General features: G+C 35.9%; 22 protein-coding genes. 9 read left to right on the forward strand and 13 right to left on the reverse strand.

Translation table 11 applies throughout. The annotated features are described in order from the left end of the window. Positions 1-16 precede the first annotated feature (16 nt). From BN999_RS05340 to BN999_RS05355, 4 genes are all read right to left on the reverse strand, one after another. A complete protein-coding gene (locus BN999_RS05340; protein WP_096270343.1) occupies positions 17-1,054 on the reverse strand; it encodes a sensor histidine kinase in 1,038 nt (345 codons plus the stop codon). 16 nt (positions 1,055-1,070) lie between these two features. Continuing rightward, positions 1,071-1,823: a cell wall-active antibiotics response protein LiaF gene (gene liaF, locus BN999_RS05345; protein ID WP_096270344.1), complete on the reverse strand. Its 753-nt coding sequence runs from the start codon at positions 1,821-1,823 to the stop codon at positions 1,071-1,073. A 13-nt stretch (positions 1,824-1,836) separates the two neighbouring features. Continuing rightward, positions 1,837-3,072 carry an MFS transporter gene (locus BN999_RS05350; RefSeq protein WP_096270345.1) on the reverse strand — a complete coding sequence of 412 codons (1,236 nt, stop codon included), beginning with the start codon at positions 3,070-3,072 and terminating at the stop codon, positions 1,837-1,839. Positions 3,073-3,163: 91 nt separating this feature from the next. Further along, positions 3,164-3,802 carry a phosphatase PAP2 family protein gene (locus BN999_RS05355; RefSeq protein WP_255247402.1) on the reverse strand — a complete coding sequence of 213 codons (639 nt, stop codon included), beginning with the start codon at positions 3,800-3,802 and terminating at the stop codon, positions 3,164-3,166. Between the two features lie 127 nt (positions 3,803-3,929). On the opposite strand from BN999_RS05355, the gene BN999_RS05360 reads away from it, so the two are divergent. Both BN999_RS05360 and BN999_RS05365 read left to right on the forward strand, forming a co-directional pair. Beyond that, complete coding sequence (locus BN999_RS05360; protein WP_096270346.1) at positions 3,930-5,099, forward strand: M20 metallopeptidase family protein; 1,170 nt, start codon at positions 3,930-3,932, stop codon at positions 5,097-5,099. A gap of 791 nt (positions 5,100-5,890) precedes the next feature. Continuing rightward, positions 5,891-6,442 carry a hypothetical protein gene (locus BN999_RS05365; RefSeq protein ID WP_096270347.1) on the forward strand — a complete coding sequence of 184 codons (552 nt, stop codon included), beginning with the start codon at positions 5,891-5,893 and terminating at the stop codon, positions 6,440-6,442. 62 nt (positions 6,443-6,504) lie between these two features. Here the strand turns inward: BN999_RS05365 and BN999_RS05370 are convergent, their stop codons facing one another. From BN999_RS05370 to BN999_RS20535, 3 genes are all read right to left on the reverse strand, one after another. Further along, positions 6,505-7,719: an ABC transporter permease gene (locus tag BN999_RS05370; protein WP_096270348.1), complete on the reverse strand. Its 1,215-nt coding sequence runs from the start codon at positions 7,717-7,719 to the stop codon at positions 6,505-6,507. After that, positions 7,712-8,455: an ABC transporter ATP-binding protein gene (locus tag BN999_RS05375; RefSeq protein WP_096270349.1), complete on the reverse strand. Its 744-nt coding sequence runs from the start codon at positions 8,453-8,455 to the stop codon at positions 7,712-7,714. The genes BN999_RS05370 and BN999_RS05375 overlap by 8 nt, the downstream gene beginning before the upstream one ends. Positions 8,456-9,115: 660 nt before the next feature. After that, positions 9,116-9,259, reverse strand: coding sequence for a hypothetical protein (locus BN999_RS20535; RefSeq protein ID WP_176481881.1), 144 nt, complete (start codon positions 9,257-9,259; stop codon positions 9,116-9,118). 254 nt (positions 9,260-9,513) lie between these two features. On the opposite strand from BN999_RS20535, the gene BN999_RS05385 reads away from it, so the two are divergent. The 3 genes from BN999_RS05385 to BN999_RS05395 all read left to right on the forward strand — a co-directional run bounded on the left by BN999_RS05385 (position 9,514) and on the right by BN999_RS05395 (position 11,176). Then, entirely contained in the window at positions 9,514-9,942 is a 429-nt protein-coding gene (locus BN999_RS05385; protein WP_096270351.1) for an HIT family protein, read from the forward strand. A gap of 149 nt (positions 9,943-10,091) precedes the next feature. Next, entirely contained in the window at positions 10,092-10,607 is a 516-nt protein-coding gene (locus BN999_RS05390; RefSeq protein WP_096270352.1) for a tryptophan transporter, read from the forward strand. 194 nt (positions 10,608-10,801) lie between these two features. Further along, entirely contained in the window at positions 10,802-11,176 is a 375-nt protein-coding gene (locus tag BN999_RS05395; RefSeq protein ID WP_096270353.1) for a YtxH domain-containing protein, read from the forward strand. Between the two features lie 125 nt (positions 11,177-11,301). Here the strand turns inward: BN999_RS05395 and BN999_RS05400 are convergent, their stop codons facing one another. The 4 genes from BN999_RS05400 to BN999_RS05415 form a co-directional block, all read right to left on the reverse strand. Continuing rightward, on the reverse strand, positions 11,302-12,204 hold the full coding sequence (locus tag BN999_RS05400) for a glycine betaine ABC transporter substrate-binding protein (RefSeq protein ID WP_096270354.1): 903 nt from the start codon (positions 12,202-12,204) through the stop codon (positions 11,302-11,304). Positions 12,205-12,308: 104 nt separating this feature from the next. Further along, a complete protein-coding gene (locus BN999_RS05405; RefSeq protein WP_096270355.1) occupies positions 12,309-13,229 on the reverse strand; it encodes a glycine betaine ABC transporter substrate-binding protein in 921 nt (306 codons plus the stop codon). Positions 13,230-13,325: 96 nt separating this feature from the next. Further along, positions 13,326-14,174 (reverse strand): ABC transporter permease, encoded by an 849-nt coding sequence (locus BN999_RS05410; RefSeq protein WP_096270356.1) that lies wholly within the window; start codon positions 14,172-14,174, stop codon positions 13,326-13,328. Beyond that, entirely contained in the window at positions 14,167-15,366 is a 1,200-nt protein-coding gene (locus BN999_RS05415) for a quaternary amine ABC transporter ATP-binding protein (protein WP_096270357.1), read from the reverse strand. The genes BN999_RS05410 and BN999_RS05415 overlap by 8 nt, the downstream gene beginning before the upstream one ends. 302 nt (positions 15,367-15,668) lie before the next feature. On the opposite strand from BN999_RS05415, the gene BN999_RS05420 reads away from it, so the two are divergent. Beyond that, positions 15,669-16,157 carry a GbsR/MarR family transcriptional regulator gene (locus BN999_RS05420; protein ID WP_255247403.1) on the forward strand — a complete coding sequence of 163 codons (489 nt, stop codon included), beginning with the start codon at positions 15,669-15,671 and terminating at the stop codon, positions 16,155-16,157. A gap of 15 nt (positions 16,158-16,172) precedes the next feature. On the opposite strand, the gene BN999_RS05425 is transcribed toward BN999_RS05420, so the two are convergent. Further along, complete coding sequence (locus tag BN999_RS05425) at positions 16,173-16,508, reverse strand: DUF1878 family protein (protein WP_096270358.1); 336 nt, start codon at positions 16,506-16,508, stop codon at positions 16,173-16,175. 253 nt (positions 16,509-16,761) lie between these two features. Here BN999_RS05425 and BN999_RS05430 point away from each other — a divergent pair, with 253 nt between their 5' ends. The 3 genes from BN999_RS05430 to BN999_RS05440 all read left to right on the forward strand — a co-directional run bounded on the left by BN999_RS05430 (position 16,762) and on the right by BN999_RS05440 (position 18,658). Beyond that, positions 16,762-17,301 (forward strand): DUF3267 domain-containing protein, encoded by a 540-nt coding sequence (locus BN999_RS05430; protein WP_096270359.1) that lies wholly within the window; start codon positions 16,762-16,764, stop codon positions 17,299-17,301. Between the two features lie 173 nt (positions 17,302-17,474). Then, positions 17,475-17,660 (forward strand): hypothetical protein, encoded by a 186-nt coding sequence (locus tag BN999_RS05435; RefSeq protein WP_096270360.1) that lies wholly within the window; start codon positions 17,475-17,477, stop codon positions 17,658-17,660. A gap of 119 nt (positions 17,661-17,779) precedes the next feature. After that, a complete protein-coding gene (locus BN999_RS05440) occupies positions 17,780-18,658 on the forward strand; it encodes a peptidylprolyl isomerase (protein ID WP_096270361.1) in 879 nt (292 codons plus the stop codon). A gap of 84 nt (positions 18,659-18,742) precedes the next feature. Here BN999_RS05440 and BN999_RS05445 read toward each other — a convergent pair whose 3' ends face one another. Continuing rightward, positions 18,743-18,934: a sporulation YhaL family protein gene (locus BN999_RS05445; protein ID WP_096270362.1), complete on the reverse strand. Its 192-nt coding sequence runs from the start codon at positions 18,932-18,934 to the stop codon at positions 18,743-18,745. Positions 18,935-18,974 lie beyond the last annotated feature (40 nt).

Genomic DNA, 18,974 nt, shown 5'->3' on the forward strand with positions numbered 1-18,974 from the left:
CCCCTTCCAATCTCTTTTAACAAGGTATTCGAATATCAATATAAGTGCCTTCATCGATATTGGATCTAATCGTAAACGTACCACCTAGTTCTTCGCTACGTTCCTTCATTGTTTTTAAGCCATACGACGTCTTTTTCTCATTATCAACGGAAAAGTCAAAGCCTTTTCCATTGTCTGCAATATGTATGAAGAGCTCTTTACCACGTTTTATAATTTCTATCTTTACCTCAGATGCATTTGCATGACGAAGTATATTAGATAAAGATTCTTGTATAATTCGAAAGACATGCTCTTCTGTCGCTTCTGACAAGGCCAACTTCTCATCTATTTCTAACTGAAAGTTAATCTGTGATTTTTGCCTTAACTCATCTACTAGTTTCATAATTCCCTTTGGTAATGGATCTCCAGATAAATGGACAGGTCTTAGATGTAGTAGTAGTGCACGCATCTCAGCTTGAGCATGATGTGCCGCACTTGCCACTTCTTCCATCTGTTCTTTTGCTAAAACCGCATTATGATCAATTTGCCTAACAGCTGCTTCAGACATCATAGACAATGCAAATAGCTGCTGACTCACTGCGTCATGTAGGTCCCTTGCAATACGTTGCCTTTCTTCAATTACAGCTGACTTATGTGCTGACTTTGCAAGCTCCGCCTTCTCATCCGCTAACCGTTGCAATGACTTCACTTGATTTTGAAGTTTTTCACCAAGTTCATTTAATTCATTCCCTATTCTGGAGAGCTCGTCTCCTTCATTAAAGTATATTCTAGATTGATAGTTTCCATTTGCAAATTGTGTAATAAGAACAGACAAATAATCCATGCGTTGTTTAATATCTCCACTTGAACGAAAACCCACATATACCGAAATAAAGAATGCAATCACTGCGTATAACCCAATAAATAAAAAGATACTATTGGACGTAAGCCATGTTGGAGATACTAAAACATAGATAGATAATAATATTGCTAGAATTGTAATAAAGGTTAGAAAAAGTCCATTAAAGTGCGAGATGATATAACTGTACCGAATACTGGAAAACCGCTTTTTCATTGTACTCTCTCCTCTATTAAACATAATCTATACGGATGGAACCAGCCTTTAATTTCAAGTTAAAATTAATCTTTCTAGTCGCAGTATCATAGTTTGGAGTCACATAGCTTAGCGAACGATTAATCCCGTCTACAGTCTGCCCAACAACATCGATATCTCCCGCTTTGACAGATGCATAGACCTGAAATTCAAGGTTCTCTGGTACAAGAATATGAACATCGCCTGCGAGTGAACTAATCGTAATTGGAATCTCTTTTTCTGGTATATAAGCTTTGGAGAAGTCATAGTAAAAATCTCCCGCAAGCGTCTTGACCGTTGTTGGCTCGACCTTCCAATTTGGCTTGTTAAACTCATGATTTCCGACCGTAAAAAAAGAGCTATTCTCATCTTTCTCAATCGTGGTTCCACCTTTATGGATAATAACTTTAGGCTTTGAAGATTTCCCTATAAACAGAAATCCAAAATAAACAATTAATAGTGGCCATAGTTTAAAAACATCTCTAAAAGCAAACTCAATGACATCAAACCGGTCTAATAGTAAAAGGGATCCAAAGATGAAGAAGAAGGACCCCCAGACCCAGCTTCCCCCTCGATGTCTCATACGATCAATCATCCATTTCAATCCAAATAGAACAAAAACGGAAGGATAAATATAACTCCATGCATTCTTACTATTAAATTCCAGAATACCAATATTTTCTAACACTAATACGACACCAAACATGATTAATACAGCTGCAATTAGGAATCGGAAAAATCCACTTTTCATTTGTCTCTCTCCCCTATGATAATTTGAATTCTAGTATTTTTTTATTTCTTAGGTTGTAGATTGCAATAAGGGTTACTATCGCTCCACTTACAACAATAATCCATTGGATACTAACGCCAACTGCAATAAGTGATGACGTTGCAACATAGGAAATCGGCGTAAGTCCAGTTGATACAGTCATAAACATACTCATCATTCGACCTAGCATTCGTTTATCTGTTGTTTGCTGAAGCATGGTAATTAATGGGATGTTAACGATTTGTGTTAACACAGCCATAAGGGCAACTAACCCTGCCATCATCCAAATGTTAGACGACATCCCCATCGTACCAAATGCTATTCCTAAGCCTATTAGCCCACTAATAACAGCTTTACCAGGCTTCTTTAGTTTCAAGCTAGCAAGTAGGATTGCCCCTACCAAAGCACCAATTCCCATAGATGTTTGAATGGTTGCAAGACTCACTGCACTACCAGCAAAAACATCTTTAACGATAACCGGCATCCCTATTGCTATCGGGCCCGAGAAGAACAAGTTTAAGAACAATGCCATGATTACAACCGTAATAACTAGTTCATTTTTACGTGCATACAGGAATCCTTCCTTTAGATCTGCTAAAGGTGTGTGACTTTCTGGTTCTTCTTGCTTATCTTCCTTCATTCGAATAAATAATACCGCTAGAGAAGCTAAAAGTAATAGGACACATGCAACAGAGAATACACCGGTGAATCCTAGTAGGGCAATTAACGTACCACCAAGTGCAGGTCCAAGAATAGGACTTATCTGAGCTGTCATTTGTATAAATGAATTTCCTCTTTGTAACTGATCTTTTTCCAATAATGTTGGAATTAAAGATTGCATGGCAGGATAACTAAAGGCATCTGAAATACCAAACAGTCCAGATAAAACTAACAAATGCCATACCGCAACTGAATCCGTAAGAATTAGTATAATTAACACGCCAATTAACGTAGCTCGAGTAAAATCAGACCAAAATAAAACTGTCCGTTTATTTACCCTATCTGCGATTAATCCACCTACAATTAATAAAATCAGTCTAGGTATTGCTGCTACAAAAAACAACATCCCAAAATAAAATCGATTATCCGTTATCGTAAGCATCAGCCACTCTGCACCAATAATATAAACAAAGTAGCCTGGTGATGAAAATAAAGCACTAATTAATAAAAGAACAAAGTTACGATTATGAAAAATTGGTACCTTTACATTATGCTCCGCTACAGCATCCATATAAAATGCTCCCTTCTTCTCTTCTGTTACTTATATCTTAGTCATTTTTGAAGAAAGGGAAAACCATCTCTAGAATGCTTTTGTCTCCGCCTTAAGACCGAGTTCTCAACCTTTTAATCCATTCATATAAGTAAATTAGTAAGAGCAAACATACAAATCCAAAAACAAACCCAGCAAAAATATCCGTTAAATAATGAACATTGATCACATATCTACTTATACCAATAAGAAACACAAGCAGTGCAAAGAATATTTGTATACCTAATACAGCTGCCGTAGATCTAATCTTTTTAGCTAGGAAATACGCAATCAGTCCATAGCACACGATTGGAACCATTGCGTGTCCTGAAGGGAAACTCTCCCCCACTGCATTTGCCTCTTCTAATATAGAAGGACGATCTCTATCTACTAGAAGCTTAATTAGTTTATTAGCTTGATGGGTTGCAAAAATTCCTAAACCAAATACGATTCCAGGTAACCAGTCTCGAAATAAGATAATGAGTATGATGGTTACGACTGCGGTAAATGGGTACATAAAAGATTCTGAACCTAAATTAGTTACTACTCGAAAGAAAGAATAAATATATGTATCTGGGAAGGTATCAACTAAATCCCTGGTCCACTTGTCCACATAAGGGATTTCCCCGCGAACTATCTTAAATATCCAAGTACCAATTACACCTGACATAACAATAAAAAATGAAATAAAAACAATTTGACGCCTTTTCAAATGGTGATACCTCCTGATATTCATTTTCATATTGACTTAATCATAGCTTATCTAATAGTAATTTAAAATTATTTTTCTACAAAAAGATGCTATAATAGTAGAAAAATTTAGGAATGGGGGAATAATCTTGTTACAAGAAATTCATCAAGCCATTGACGCCTTATACCCGGAAACCGTGGAAATCCGTCGCTACTTACATCAACACCCAGAATTATCTTTCAAAGAATACAAAACTGCAGAATACATAGCTGATTTTTATGAGGGATTAGGTATACCATATGAAAAAGGTGTTGGAGGAAATGGTGTTGTTGCTACGTTAAAAGGTGGTAAACCTGGAAAAACCGTTGCTTTACGTGCAGACTTTGATGCCCTGCCAATTCAAGATGCTAAGGATGTCCCATATAAATCAAAAGTGGACGGTGTAATGCATGCCTGTGGACATGATGGCCATACCGCAACACTTCTTACTTTAGCAAAAGTAATGAAATCTTATCAGAAAGAATTATCAGGTACTATCGTGTTCCTTCATCAGCATGCAGAAGAATATGCACCAGGTGGGGCAAAGCCAATGATTGAAGCCGGTGCAATCCGTAATGTTGATGCTGTATTTGGTACTCATCTATGGGCGACAACACCTGTTGGAACGGTTCAGACTTCCAAAAATGTCATGATGGCAGGAGCAGACAGATTCGAATTAATTATCCAAGGTCAAGGTGGACACGGTGCCTATCCACATGAAACAAAAGATTCGATTGTCATCGGATCTCAAATCGTAACTCAGTTACAACAAATTGTAAGTAGAAGACTTGACCCACTAGAAACAGCAGTAATTACTGTTGGTATGTTCGAAGCCGGCAATGCATTTAATATAATTGCTGACACAGCTAAATTAGTAGGTACAGTTCGTTACTTGAATACAGAAATACAAGAACAAGTAATTGAAGAAATGGAAAAGATTATTAAAGGTGTTTGTATTGCGAATGAATGTACATATTCATTTAATTATAAAAAAGGTTATCCACCAGTAGTTAATCATCCCACTGAAGCAGAACTTATAATGGAGGTAAGCAAGAAACTACCTGAAGTTGAAACAGTCGAGGAAATCATACCAGTAATGGGCGGTGAAGATTTTGCATATTATCTTCAAGAAAGACCAGGTGCATTTTTCTTCACGGGGGCTGAAAAAGAAGGCAATCACTACCCACATCATCACCCTCATTTTGATTTTGACGAAAGAGCAATGCCAATAGCAGCAAAAACATTAATTAGTGCATACTTTGCTTATCAGAAAAGCTAACCTTTAACCAAAGACTATCGTTTAATACGGTAGTCTTTTTGACGTCTATTTTTTAACTAGGCTGTAACTAAAAGGTTGTTGTTATTCCAGTTGGTTTAATCTAGCAAATAGTTGATAGAAACTGTGCGGTAACTACTGCAATTTTATCCCATAATTAATAAGCATAGTTTTACGATACCGCTCCGGCAGAATACTCCGCTTTTACTGTCAGCACAGGGGCGACATCTGCTCGAAAAGACCGTCGTAGTGTCTACCTTGCCGCGGGCCCGGCCTCAGCCTCCTCGAGGAAAGTTCTCCTCTCTAGGGGTCTTCGGACACGCGCTATTCCCGCAGGACAATGGTTTTCGATGGGGCGAGTAATCGCAGTCCAAGGAAGGCTTCGGCAGCATATACATCGCACGAAGAAAATTGTTCTTTATTTTCGAGGAGTCTCCCTATTCTGCCTACGCTGGTTTTGGATTTCTGATCAGAGTTAGTAGACTAAATTACGTTTTTGATTTTATGTAATATTTTTCCATTCTATACGAGCGTAGGGAATACACGGAGACTCCTGCGGGAGGATAGGCTTCGGTGAGACCCCGCAGTGCGATAGCGCGAGGAGGCTCACCAGCCGCCCGCGGAAAGCGGAGTGTATTTCCGTAGCGGGTATGATGCGCTATACAAAATACTTAGTTACCGCGCAGTTTCTTATAAATAGCAACAAACTTTTCGAAACCAGCCTTCAAATAAACTGAATCTTTTATCAAACTTATTTCGTAAGAATTACTATAAAGATAAAAGGGGGAAGATTCATGGTTAAACACTATGAAGCAAAACATTTCTTTATGGCTATCGGGATATGTGTGCTTATTGTAACACCAGTGTTATTAGTGTTTATGCCTGCTTTTATAGCTAATAGCATATACCTCACACCTGGAACATGGATAGTCATCGTTCCAGCAAAAAGCTACATTATCTACGCTGTTGGTAGTTTTGTAATTGGTGCATCGTCACTCTTACTTTACTTTGGAAAATTAAGAAAAACTGTTGTTATTATAGGTATTATTCTATTCATTTCTGGTATTATCTTATTATTATTAGGAGCAAGACCACATATAGCTATTGGTGATAAAGGAATTGCCTACAATAATTCCTTATCAGCCCATATCAATCAATATTCCTGGCAGGATGTAGAGGAGATTAATTATTATGATATAGATCGAAGTGAAGGCTTTGACCAATATGAAATATTCTTTACAGATGGCAACAAGGTTCTTCTTAGTGAGAATGGTTTTCTCATGCGCTACCACAAAGCACTCTTTGACAAATTTAGCGAAGAGAATATTACCATTCATTGGAAATAATTATCGGTACTCACTTATAATAAAATGAGGAGTCATGGATACTAGACCATGACTCCTTAGTTTTAAGCCAATTTCTGTTTTACGTACCCATTGGTAAAGAGATAGGTAAAAAGCATTCCGCCTAACAATGTTATGATAAACCCTAAATATGCCTCCGTTACTAAGAACACCGCTGCGTATAATATAGTTTGAACAATTGCTAATTGTACTAACCATTTCAGAAGAGCTTTTTTTCTATTTTCATCTTCAACAGGATACAAATCTAACCACATTATCGTCCTATGATGTTGGTACAAAGTCATCATTTGGAATAAACTCATATACACAAAAAGAATGGCAAAGAGTATTTTCACCCAAACATTAGGTATAAAGTAAATAAATAATCCACCTAATACAATCAATCGAATATACATAGATAAATAATCTCCACCACGTAGGAAGGTTATCCGGAGTAAGTAATCATACGTATATTTTCTTTCGAATGGAATACGTTTCTCTACAAGGGATACTAACCAGTGTCGTGGTTTAATACGATTCTTCAAATGAGGTACATCCGTAAATAAATTCGCGAAACGATAAAAAGATTGCATACGATGCTGATCCTTTTCAAGGAGTAATTCCCAAGCAAGTCCAGCTTGTTTCCGTGATAAGCTTAAGTCATATAAAAAAATAACAACAAATAATATAGTTGTGATTCCAGCTAAAAGCATTTCCCCACGGATAATAAAATAAAACACGGCTATGTTTAAAAAGACTCTTGCCAATTGATCAATCATTCGTATGTTCTTTTCTCGTATCCTTAATATCCACCAATTTGCAATTAAGTTCCAAAGCTTAAATATCAGAACGACAGCAATGGTTAATAAGTATGTATTACCAGGACGTTCTGGATAAGAAGCAAAGTAAAGCGGTCCGAACGCCGCCACAATAATGGCTACCAAATAAAGTTGAATAACAAAACTGTAAATAAGTGCATTCCGAAAATATGCACCCATTTTGTGTTCAGCAGGAATTAAAAATACTAAATCTGGTTCTTTTAATAAGGTGCGGACAGGACTATAACTAACGACAAGCCCTAAAACTATCCCCATAATCCACGCGGTTGGAAAATTTTCAGGAAGCATAGTTAGCCATTGTTGATAATAATAAGCAAGTGCTGCAATAAAAAACAACATAGCAAACGCAATATGACCATTGAATATATACTTTAAGTATCTACTCATATCCTTTAAATGCGTACTGAAACGCTTCATAAAAAGGTCATGTGAATTAAACATGGCTATCTTCCTTTGTCAATTGAACATATAGATCATCCAGAGTCGCACGTGGCATATCAAATTGCTCTCGTAACTCTTCTAATGTCCCAAGTGCTCTAACTTCCCCATCATGTAAAATAACAAATCGATCACAATAACGTTCAGCTGTCGCCAAAATATGAGTAGACATTAATATCCCTGAACCTTGTTGTTTCATATCGTCCATTAATTGCAAGTATGACTGAATTCCTAGTGGGTCTAATCCTACAAATGGCTCGTCCACTATATAAAGTGGTGGTTCAATTAAGAATGCACACATAATCATGACTTTCTGACGCATTCCTTTAGAGAAATGGACAGGAAACCATTTTAATTTCTTTTCTAACCGAAATTCTTTTAATAATACTTCAAGTCTTTTCTCAAAAACATCCTCTGGTATATTATAGGCCATTGCCGTTAATCGAAGATGCTCATATAGTGTTAATTCATCATATAAAATTGGCATTTCAGGAATATATGCCATTTGATTTCTATATTCTGATGGATTGTCTCTAAACGTTTTTCCATTTACCGAGATGGACCCCTTTTTCGGTTGCATCAATCCAATCACATGCTTAATGGTTGTACTTTTACCAGCACCATTAAGTCCAATCAGTCCAACAATCTCTTTAGCGTTCACATCAAATGAAACACCATGGAGAACATTTTTATGGGTATAGCCCCCAACCAGATCTTCAATGTGTAATAACGGCTTCACATGCTTTCCCCCTAGTCTTTTCACTTGGTTAAAATTTTATCATTTAACAGTACAAATTCCAAAGGAAACTCTCATACCTTTTTCGACAAAGTATTTATAAACAAAATAATGATGGATGAGCCGGATTAGCGATTAGTGTATTTAACTATAATTTTTTTTAGTTTTTTTTCAAAGAAGTGTATAGAATTTATGAAATCGCTCAAAATACTAGTGTAGGGTCGAGGTAGCAACAACGTACCAATTTGTTAAACACAAATGAGGTGTTAGTGTTGGAAAATGATGATGCTTCACTAAAAAATGTGTTAAAAAAACAAATGGGGTGTTGACGAAAGATAATCTAATGAAATAAAACCCTTTTGTTAGAAGACATCTCAACGCCAAGGGATACTAACAAAAAGGTTTTGTAAACCAGTTAAATTGCATTAAGCAAGATAACGGTAATTACAAGTCCCCACATTAGTTTATTGACCTCGGCTCTATAACAGGCTCGTCCATTTGGACGATGCCTGTTTTTTTTGTGCTTGGATTTTAGAGGACGATTATTAGAGTCACATGGTTGAGTTGCTTGGGTGTAAGGTATATGGGTACGGACACACGGTTCCTGCTTTTGGGCTCATGTTATAAAACATCAGGGGCATGGTTCCTGCTTTCGGGCTCATGCTATGAAATATCGGGTACATGCTCCGTACCTTCAGGCTCATGCTTTAATATATCGGGCACATAGTCAGTACTTTCGGGCTCATGCTTTAATATATTGGGCACATGAGCCGTACTTTCAGGCTCATGCTTTAATATATCGGGCACATGCTCCGTACTTTCAGGCTCATGCTTTTAAATATCGGGCACATGCTCCATACTTTCAGGCCCATGCTATAAAATATCGGGCACATGGTTCTTACTTTTGGGTTAATGTTATAAAACATCAGGGGCATGGTCCCAACTTACATGCACATGCTCACCACCTACAAACTCCCCTTCCTCCTGCCTAACTTAGCATAAAGCTTTACATCCCCTAGCCCAACTATATACAATAGAGGAAAAAGTTAGGAGCTGTGGTTATGGCACATGAAGATTGTATTTTTTGTAAAATAATTGCTGGAGACATTCCGTCCGCTAAAGTTTATGAAGATGATCAAGTGTATGCCTTCCTAGATATTAGTCAAGTGACGAAAGGACATACATTGGTTATTCCTAAAACGCATGTTAAGAATATCTATGAAACGCCTAGCGAGGTAGCTAGCGAATTATTTGCTCGTGTTCCCCGTATTGCAAATGCTATTAAAGCAGCATATAAACCTGTTGGAATGAACTTACTTAATAACAATGAGGCGCCTGCAGATCAATCTGTCTTCCATATACATATTCATCTGATTCCACGTTACGGAGAAGGCGATGGATATTCTTCTAATTGGAACGTACATACAGAAGATTACACACCAGAAGATTTACAAACAATGGCAGCTGAAATAAATAGTGAAATTAAGTAGTCCAAAAAAACTAATAATTTCCAAATAAGTTCTTTTTATTTCAGATTATCTTTGTTATACTTAAAATAAGTTTCTGCAACTGACAATGAGTGTACAGTTGAGGAACTAAAAATTAGAGCTTAGTAAAGCTTAGCCGAGGAGAGGTACAAATGAATACAAGAATTTTAGTCATTTTATCACTATTAATGGGGATTGGTGCAGTACTGCACTTCATCATGCCACCGATTTATGGTGTAACACCAGATATGATGTTGGCCATGATGTTTATAGGAATAATGTTATTTCCTAAACTAAAGTATGTAGGTGTGTTGGCAATTGCAACTGGAATATTATCAGCACTTACTTCAAATGCACCAGGTGGACAGATTGCTAACTTTATCGAGAAACCAATTACTGCCTTAATCTTTTTTGCACTCTTTTTACTAGTTAAAGACAGAGTGAATATAAAGATAGGCGTACCTGTTTTAACTGCTATCGGTACGATGATTAGTGGATCGATTTTTCTAACTCTTGCATTATACGTTGTTGGTTTAATGGATGGGGTTTTCTTATTATTCTTTACAACAGCTGTTTTACCAGCTGCTGGATTGAATACGGTGTTAATGATTATCATTTACCCGGTAGTTCAACAAATCCTAAAACGATCCAAACCAATTGCAGTCTAATGAGTATTTATTTAATCCTCTGGCATTGTTTGTCAGAGGATTTTTTTACAGAATGAAAAAACTTAAAAAGTATTTTTAATGATAAAGAAATTTGTTTGTCCATGTGGCTAATCTGTGTAAGAAATAACAATATACATAATAAAATAGAGAAAACTAGGAAAAATGATAGTAAGTGGGAAAGGAGCGGGATTAATATGGCAAATGGTAAATCATTCGCTTTAGGAATTTTAATTGGAGGTGTTGTTGGAGCCACCGCAACTTTACTAAGCACTCCAACATCCGGAAAAGAATTAAGAACTAAAGTTAAAGATCAAAGTCTTGAATGGAAAGAATTACTGGAAAATCTAAAAATAGACGGGCTACGACTAAAAGATCAAATTGCAGCTACTTCAAAAGAGGGTGTTTCCTTAATTAAGGACTTGACCTTGGAGATGAAAAGTTCCATTTCAGAGTGGAAAGAATCTGTAGAACCCCATCAAAAGAATATCCATCAATATCTAGAACAAATTGAGTCTAGTTTAAAAGATCTCGAAGAAAAAGTAAATGAGAATAAAAAAGTTGAAGCTTAATTTCAGAACCAGCACTTTTTTAGGTGTTGGTTTTTAATTGGTAAAAGAACATTATTGTAACTATATTTTTATTACAGGAAAGAAGCTTTCTCGAGATCTGAGAAAGCTTCTTTAATATAAAAGTATTATTCTTTTGGTTCTAAGTCTTCAATAGATTCAATATCCATATATTCCGGAACAACTAAGCCGATTTTTGCGCCTGTTAGGTTTGCACCAAGGTCTACAAAATCTTCTTGATAGCTTTCATAGAAATCTTTATGGGTAATTGGCATCCATGGTGCTAACGAAGCATCACCATCACCATTAGCAATGGATTCGAAAACTACAGCAACATCTACTGGTGTTACTTTTACTTCAAAGCCTTTTTGCTCCAATGCATATTTCATAACATTTGCTGAAGCACGTTCAGAATCCCAAGGTGTAGAAACAAGTTCTATTTCGACACCATCTACATCGTTAACGCCTGCTAACCATTCGTCAACTTTGTCTTGATTATCATCTACCCACTGTTTCGCCACTGCAGCAATGTCGTCACCGGTTTCTTTTGATTCGTACATGATCCATTCCATGTCTTCTACTTCCCAATTAAATTGGTCTAATGCTTTATAAGCCTCTGGCTTCTCTTCTTCAAGACCTTTACGAGCTATTGTTTTAATTTCTTCTACTCCACCATAGATTCCTTTTGGATCTTCTAAATATTTCATATCAGGATACTTAGCAAATGTCCAATGCGGGTTCCAACCAGTAATGATGATAGGTTCTTCATTATCCATTGCTTTATCAAGTTCTGCAGCCATTGCTGCAGTAGAAGATAGTTCGACATTCCACCCGCTTAATGAATCATATTCTTCAATTGCCTTTTCCGTCGTAACACTAATACCTGCACCTGGCTCAATACCAGTAATGGTGTAATCTACAACCTCGCTATAACTTTTCTCTTCACTTGAATCATTTGACGAAGTATCATCACCACATCCAGCTAAGACAAGTGCACTAACTAAACCTAACCCTACTAATAATTTCTTCATTAAATAACAAAACTCCCTTATTCCATTAATATTGACCTAATATTCAAATAAATTACCCAATAAATAAAAGCAGACTGACTTCTGTCTGCTTTTATTTACTTTTATTATTTTGCTTCTAAATCTTCAATAGAATCAATTTCCATATAAGCTGGTACAACTAGGCCAATTTTAGCACCTTCAAGATTTGCACCTAGGTCAACTAATTGATCTTTGTACTCTTCGTATAAATCACCGTGAGTACCAGGTAACCACGCTGCTACCATTCCATCTGCTTCACCACTAGCAATTGCTTGCCACATAACTCCATTATCAAGAGGTGTAACAGTCACATTAAAACCAAGATCCTCTAATACTTTAGCAACAACGTTAGTAGATGCTACTTCCGTGTCCCATTCCACATATACTAATTCTATTTCTTTGCCATCAACTTCTTCGGCACCTTCAGTCCATTCGGCAACTTTTTCTGCATTATCTTCAACCCATGCAGCTGCAACTTCAGCAGGCTCCCCACCATTTGCAATTTCTAACATAACTGTGTTCATGTCATCTTCAGTCCAGAAGAATTGATCTAGAACTGTATATGCGTTAGGCATGTCTTCTTCTAATCCTTGACGTACCATTGTACCAATAATCTCTGCATCACCGAAAGTTCCTTTTGGATCTTCTAAATATTTCAAGTCATATTTAGCGAATTTCCAGTGTGGAGACCAACCTGTTACGACAATAGGTTCTTCATTTTCGATAGCTTCACCTAATGCAGTTGCCATTGCACCACTTGATGATGCTGCAACTTCCCAGCCATCAAGACCATATTCCTCTACTGCACGTTCTGAAGCCTGAAATACTCCAGCTCCAGCTTCGATACCAGTAATCGTATAATTTAATTCTTCACTATAATTTACTTCACCGTTATCTGATGATTCTCCGTTAGATGTATCTTTATCATCCGATCCACATCCTGCTGCAATTAATGTTAGCGAAAGTCCTAATGCTACACCAAGACCTTTTAATTTACCTTTTAACAAATTATTTCTCCCCTTTTTTTGTAATATCTATATGGAACTTCTCATCTAAGAAAAGGTACCAACTTCATTATTGGAGCGATTAGCCCCGTTATACTCTTATTGCTCTTTAGAATTAGCACTTTGTGTAAAGCGATCAATTATGATTGCAAGAATAACAATTCCAATACCAGCAACAAAACCTGTTCCTACTTGAGCACGTTGTAAGGAAGATAATACTTCTCTTCCAAGTCCAGGTGCTCCAATCATGGATGCAATAACAACCATTGATAAAGCTAACATGACAGTTTGGTTAATTCCTGCCATAATCGTTGCTTTTGCCATAGGTAATTCTACTTTTAGTAATTTTTGAGTACCAGTACTTCCAAATGCTTCAGATGCTTCAACAAGTTCTTTGGAAACTTGACGAATACCTAGGTTTGTAAAACGTACTGTAGGTGGAGTTGCAAAAATTAATGATGCAAATATACCTGGTACCATTCCAATCCCAAAAAACGCTACTGCCGGAATTAGATATACGAATGCAGGCATTGTCTGCATAAAGTCTAAAATCGGCTTTATAATTGCTTCAGCGGTTTTACTTTTAGCCATCAGAATACCTATTGGAACACCAATAATGACAGATAATAAACTAGCTATTAAAACTAAAGTAAATGTACTAATTAGATGTTCCCAATACCCCTGATTATCAATTAACCATAAACCTACAACAGAGAACGCTGCTAAACCAAATTTTTTCCCACTTATAAAGAATGCAATTAATGCAACAATAATCATAACAACAACAGGTGGTACTAACATTAGTGTTTCTGATGCGAAATCCATGAAATTACCAAAATGCTCTTTTATAGGATCGAATAAGAAAGCAAATATATCCGTTATTTGATCGGTAACCCATTCCGTACCTTCCGCAATTGGAATACCTTCCGTAAACCATTCTTTAAGCATGTTCTAAGTTCACCTCACTATCTCCTGCAAGTGCAGCAATGACAGCACCACGTACAATAATCCCTACTAATCTTTCATTTTCGACTACTGCAACTGGAACTGGTGAACCATTGATTACATTAAATATTTCTTGCATGGATGTTTCTTTGTTTACCTGCTTAATGTCAGTTTGTAATATCTCTTTTAGGTCGCGGACCTCTTTCTTTCTAGCCTCAGAAGCATCATCAGCAGTAACATATCCTTTTAAATTACGTTTACTGTCTACCACTAAAATACTTGAAATACCAGCTTCTTTCATACGCTCTAATGCAACACGTGGGCCATGTTTTTCTATATTGATAGTTTCAGGACGTTTCATGATATGTCCTGCAGTTAGAACCTTCGAACGATCAACATCCTCAACAAAGCGTTCTACATAGTCATTGGCTGGATTCATTAATATTTCCTCAGGTGTACCAATTTGCACAATCGAACCGTCTTTCATTAGGGCAATTCGGTCACCAAGACGTAATGCTTCATCCAAGTCATGTGTGATAAAGATAATTGTTTTTTTCATTGTGGATTGCAGATCAATTAACTCATCCTGCATATCCTTACGAATAAGCGGGTCTAAAGCTGAAAATGCTTCATCCATTAAAAGAACCTCCGGATCATTAGCTAACGCCCTCGCTAGTCCAACACGTTGCTGCATACCACCTGATAATTGTTCAGGTTTTTGTTCTGCGTATCCTTCTAAGCCCACTAATTTTAGTGCTTCATGTGCTTTTTTGGTTCTTTTTTCTGGATCTACTTTCTGAATCTCCAAACCATACTCAACATTTTTTAATACGGTTCTATTTGGGAAAAGCGCAAAACGTTGGAACACCATACCGAGCTTTTCACGACGAACTTGACGAAGATCTTTTTTGTCCATTTTTGCTAAATCCTGTCCATCAATAAGGATGGAACCTTGTGTTGGTTCGATTAATCTGTTAATCAATCGTACCAGTGTGGATTTACCACTACCAGACAATCCCATAATTACGAAGATTTCACCTGGTTCAACTGTAAAAGATGCTCTATTTACACCAACCGTACTTCCCGTTTTCTTTAATATTTCTTCTTTGGATAAACCTTGACCCAAATGGTCTAATGCTTGTTTTGGATTCTTACCGAAAACCTTTGTTAGGTTTTTCGCTTCAATAATTGGCAAAGCCTTCACCTCTTTCGACATACATTTATCATTGTATGCATTAAAATATAGAATAATAGATTATAAAAACGAACCGTGCCGCAACGCTTACTCATAATACTATACACCTTTTTATATGAACTGGACAAACTTTATATTCCTTTATTTTCGATTATATTTTTCATACAGTTTAAACTGTACGAATAAAATATTGGTTTTCCTTTTAAATACTCCATATTACTCCAAAATACCTACCAACTATCCATTTCTCAATCTTGGTTGACTATTGTAACCTTATAGTAGAGCAAGTTTAGGAGGTTTGCATGTTGAATAACAGCAACGAAAAGATAAAGAACGGTATTTTACTAGAGTTTGCTAAAACCGTAGAATTATTTGATTTATCTCCCATTGAAGCAAGAGTCTTTGCTTATTTATATGTCGAGGGAACACCATTAACATTAGATGATATGAGTGAAGCATTAGGGAAGAGTAAAACTTCAATGAGTACGAGCGTACGGAGCCTAGTTGATTTAAATCTAGTAAAAAGAGTTTGGAAAAAAGGTGTACGAAAAGATTTATTCCAAGTAAATAATCATCTATTCAGACAGTTTTTAAGCTTTTATATGAAGAAATGGATTGATGCTACAGAGGTCAGGAAAGATGCACTGATTGAATTGAAGAACGAATTTGATCATATACAGAATGCTGAGAAAGATGACGAGCTTCAGGACAAACTCAATAATTTACTGGAATTTCATGAGAGATTATTTCACTTCTTTAAAGAAGTATCAGAAATAAAAAAAGATGGCTAGTAGGTACATTAACCCCTACAAGCCATCTTTTTTTATTAACCGAATAAATTCCCCTAACAAATCAGGATAATAACCTTCTTTATGTAAAGCAAAGATAGTTTCTGTTGGATTTAGCTTCTCATTTAGCATGCCTGCAAATTTCACCAAGTGAGATGAATAGTCAAGTAATCCTTCTTCCTTTTGCTGTCTGTATTCTCGATCCATTCCTTCTAACAAGGTAAATAATTCGTTATATTCGTCTTCCGTTAACTTATGTACCATTACAAGCTTGGTAAAAGGGTATTTTTTGATGTCGATAATCTTAGATAATAACTGTAATTGAAATGTTGCTAAATTGTTATCCCAAGGCATGTTCAAGCATCCTCCTGACCCCAAACGATTAATAATTATCTGAATACAATTTAATATTAGCAGAATTTGAAACTATATTTTTTTCGTAAAAGGTATTGCATTTTTCCTGGCTAAATACTAGAATCAACTAGGATTTCGAAAAAGGTAACTGATTTTGTACTGAATAATATACTATTTGATATTCCATGTAATACAATTAAACAATATAACTGATTTAATAAAAAAACTAAAAATGCAAAGGAGGGTTAATAAGATGAACTGCTGGAAATCTGTTAACTTAAATAAACAATACGGAATAAAATGGATTAATTTAATATCTATCTTTTTAGCATTATTATCATTTATTATTTTAAATGTACCGTTTTCCATATTGCATCAAACAAATCAATTGAATGAATCAGGAATCATCCTATTTTTGGTGGCACTCATTTTATTACCCACCCTTCATTCTTTTATGCATATTTTACCATTATTACTATTAAAAAGACGAATTAATTTAATAATAGTTAGAAAAAAAGCTTTACCTGTCTTTACATTCTATACTAATTCTCATATTAGCAAGAACAGTTTTATCTTTTCTGCATTAGCACCAACATTACTAATTACGATACCTGGAATAATTGCAACACTTCTATTCCCGAGTATCTATATATACTCTCTACTACTAACATCATTAAATATTGGGATATCCTTTCTAGATTTTTTAACTATCCGCATTTCCTTCAAAGCACCTAAGCATGCATTTGTAGAAAACGGTGATGAAGGCTTCGATATCCTATTAAAGGCAAACTAAGAAGGGGTGTCCAACATACCCCTTCTTTTTTATACTACCCATATAATGAATTTTTTGTTACAGTATTTTATAGATGACTAGTTTACAAGATTTACTTAATGCATGTTAGATAACCCAAAAGCATAATTATCTTTGTTAGAGTATATTTAGGTTTCCTGAGGAGGTTGTAAGATATGATAATTATTTTTTTATTCTATGCATTCATCATTTTATTCATTTTCAATACATTAGCTGATAAATTCTGTACAAAACTAGAGATGAATGCGGCTAAACAAGCAAGGGTTTTTCGTGTGATCAACATAATGATGCTTATCTTACTCGTTTCCTCTTATATAAAAGTATTAAATGTAATGATATAAGTCTAAATTAAAATGTGTAAATTCTAAGTAATTCTGCTTTTAACTATTATTTTACTGTAAAACTGTGGTATATTAATCAATAGCCAAGAAGTAACAATAAGATTAGGAGTGTGGCTTATATGAAAAAACTAACAATCGCAGCAACCATTACTGCTGGCGCTTTACTACTTTCTGCATGTACTGCTGATAAAGATGAATCAAAAGCTGATTCAGAAGTAGTTGTAGAAACAAAAGTAGGAGACGTTACAAAAGAGGATTTCTACGCTGAAATGAAAGACTATATTGGAGAAAGTGCACTTTACAATATGGTTGTTATTAAAGTATTAGAAGATAAATATGAGGTTTCAGATGAAGAAGTGGATAAAGCTGTTCAAGAAGCAAAAGATCAGCAAGGTGAAATGTTCTCCATGTGGTTAATGCAACAAGGTTATCCTAATGAGGATGCATTCCGTGAGCAAACATACCAAAGACTACTTCAAGAAAAACTTGTTTTCGAAGATATTGATGTTCCAGATGAAGATGTTGAAAAGAAATTCAATGAAATGAAGGAAAATCAAGAACTACAAATTCGTGCAAGCCACATCTTAGTTGAAGATGAGTCATTAGCTAATGACTTAAAGAAACAACTTGATGAAGGTGCAGACTTTGCTGAGTTAGCGAAAGAACACTCTACTGATGGTTCTGCTTCACAAGGTGGAGATTTAAATTACTTTGGTAAAGGTAAAATGGTTAAGGAATTTGAAGAAGCGGCATTTGGATTAGAAGAAGGAGAAATTAGTGATCCTGTAAAATCCGAATTTGGCTACCATATTATCCAAGTTACGGATATTCCAACTTTTGAAGAAAAGAAAGAAGAACTTCGCAGAGAAATTGCGATGGAGCAAGTTGACTATGCTGCAGTCCAAGAAAAAATGGACAAGCTTTTAGAAGATGCAAAAATTGATGTTAAACTAGAAGAATTCAAGGATTTATTTACCAAGCCTGAAGCTCAAGGGTAAGTAATACTATACGGAAAAGGTTCTGTCTCATATTAGGGACAGAACCTTTTTTTACTTCAGAAAGCATAAGAGCTAACATTCTTATTAATTTGTTGCTTCTTTCTTATGACGTTCTTCACGCTCTTCTTGCATTCTCTCTATATACACTTGGCCTTCTCGCTCAATATAGTGATTTTCGAGTTCCTTCTCAGCACGCATTGCACGAAAAGCCATATAACCACTAAAGAAAATGAATAAGATCATCATAAAAACCCACCATGGCATTCCTATAATCATGTATTTATCCCCCTTGTCCATAACTACTTAATTCATATAT

This window comes from Paucisalibacillus globulus, from assembly GCF_900184735.1.
Lineage (GTDB): Bacteria > Bacillota > Bacilli > Bacillales > Amphibacillaceae > Ornithinibacillus > Ornithinibacillus globulus_B.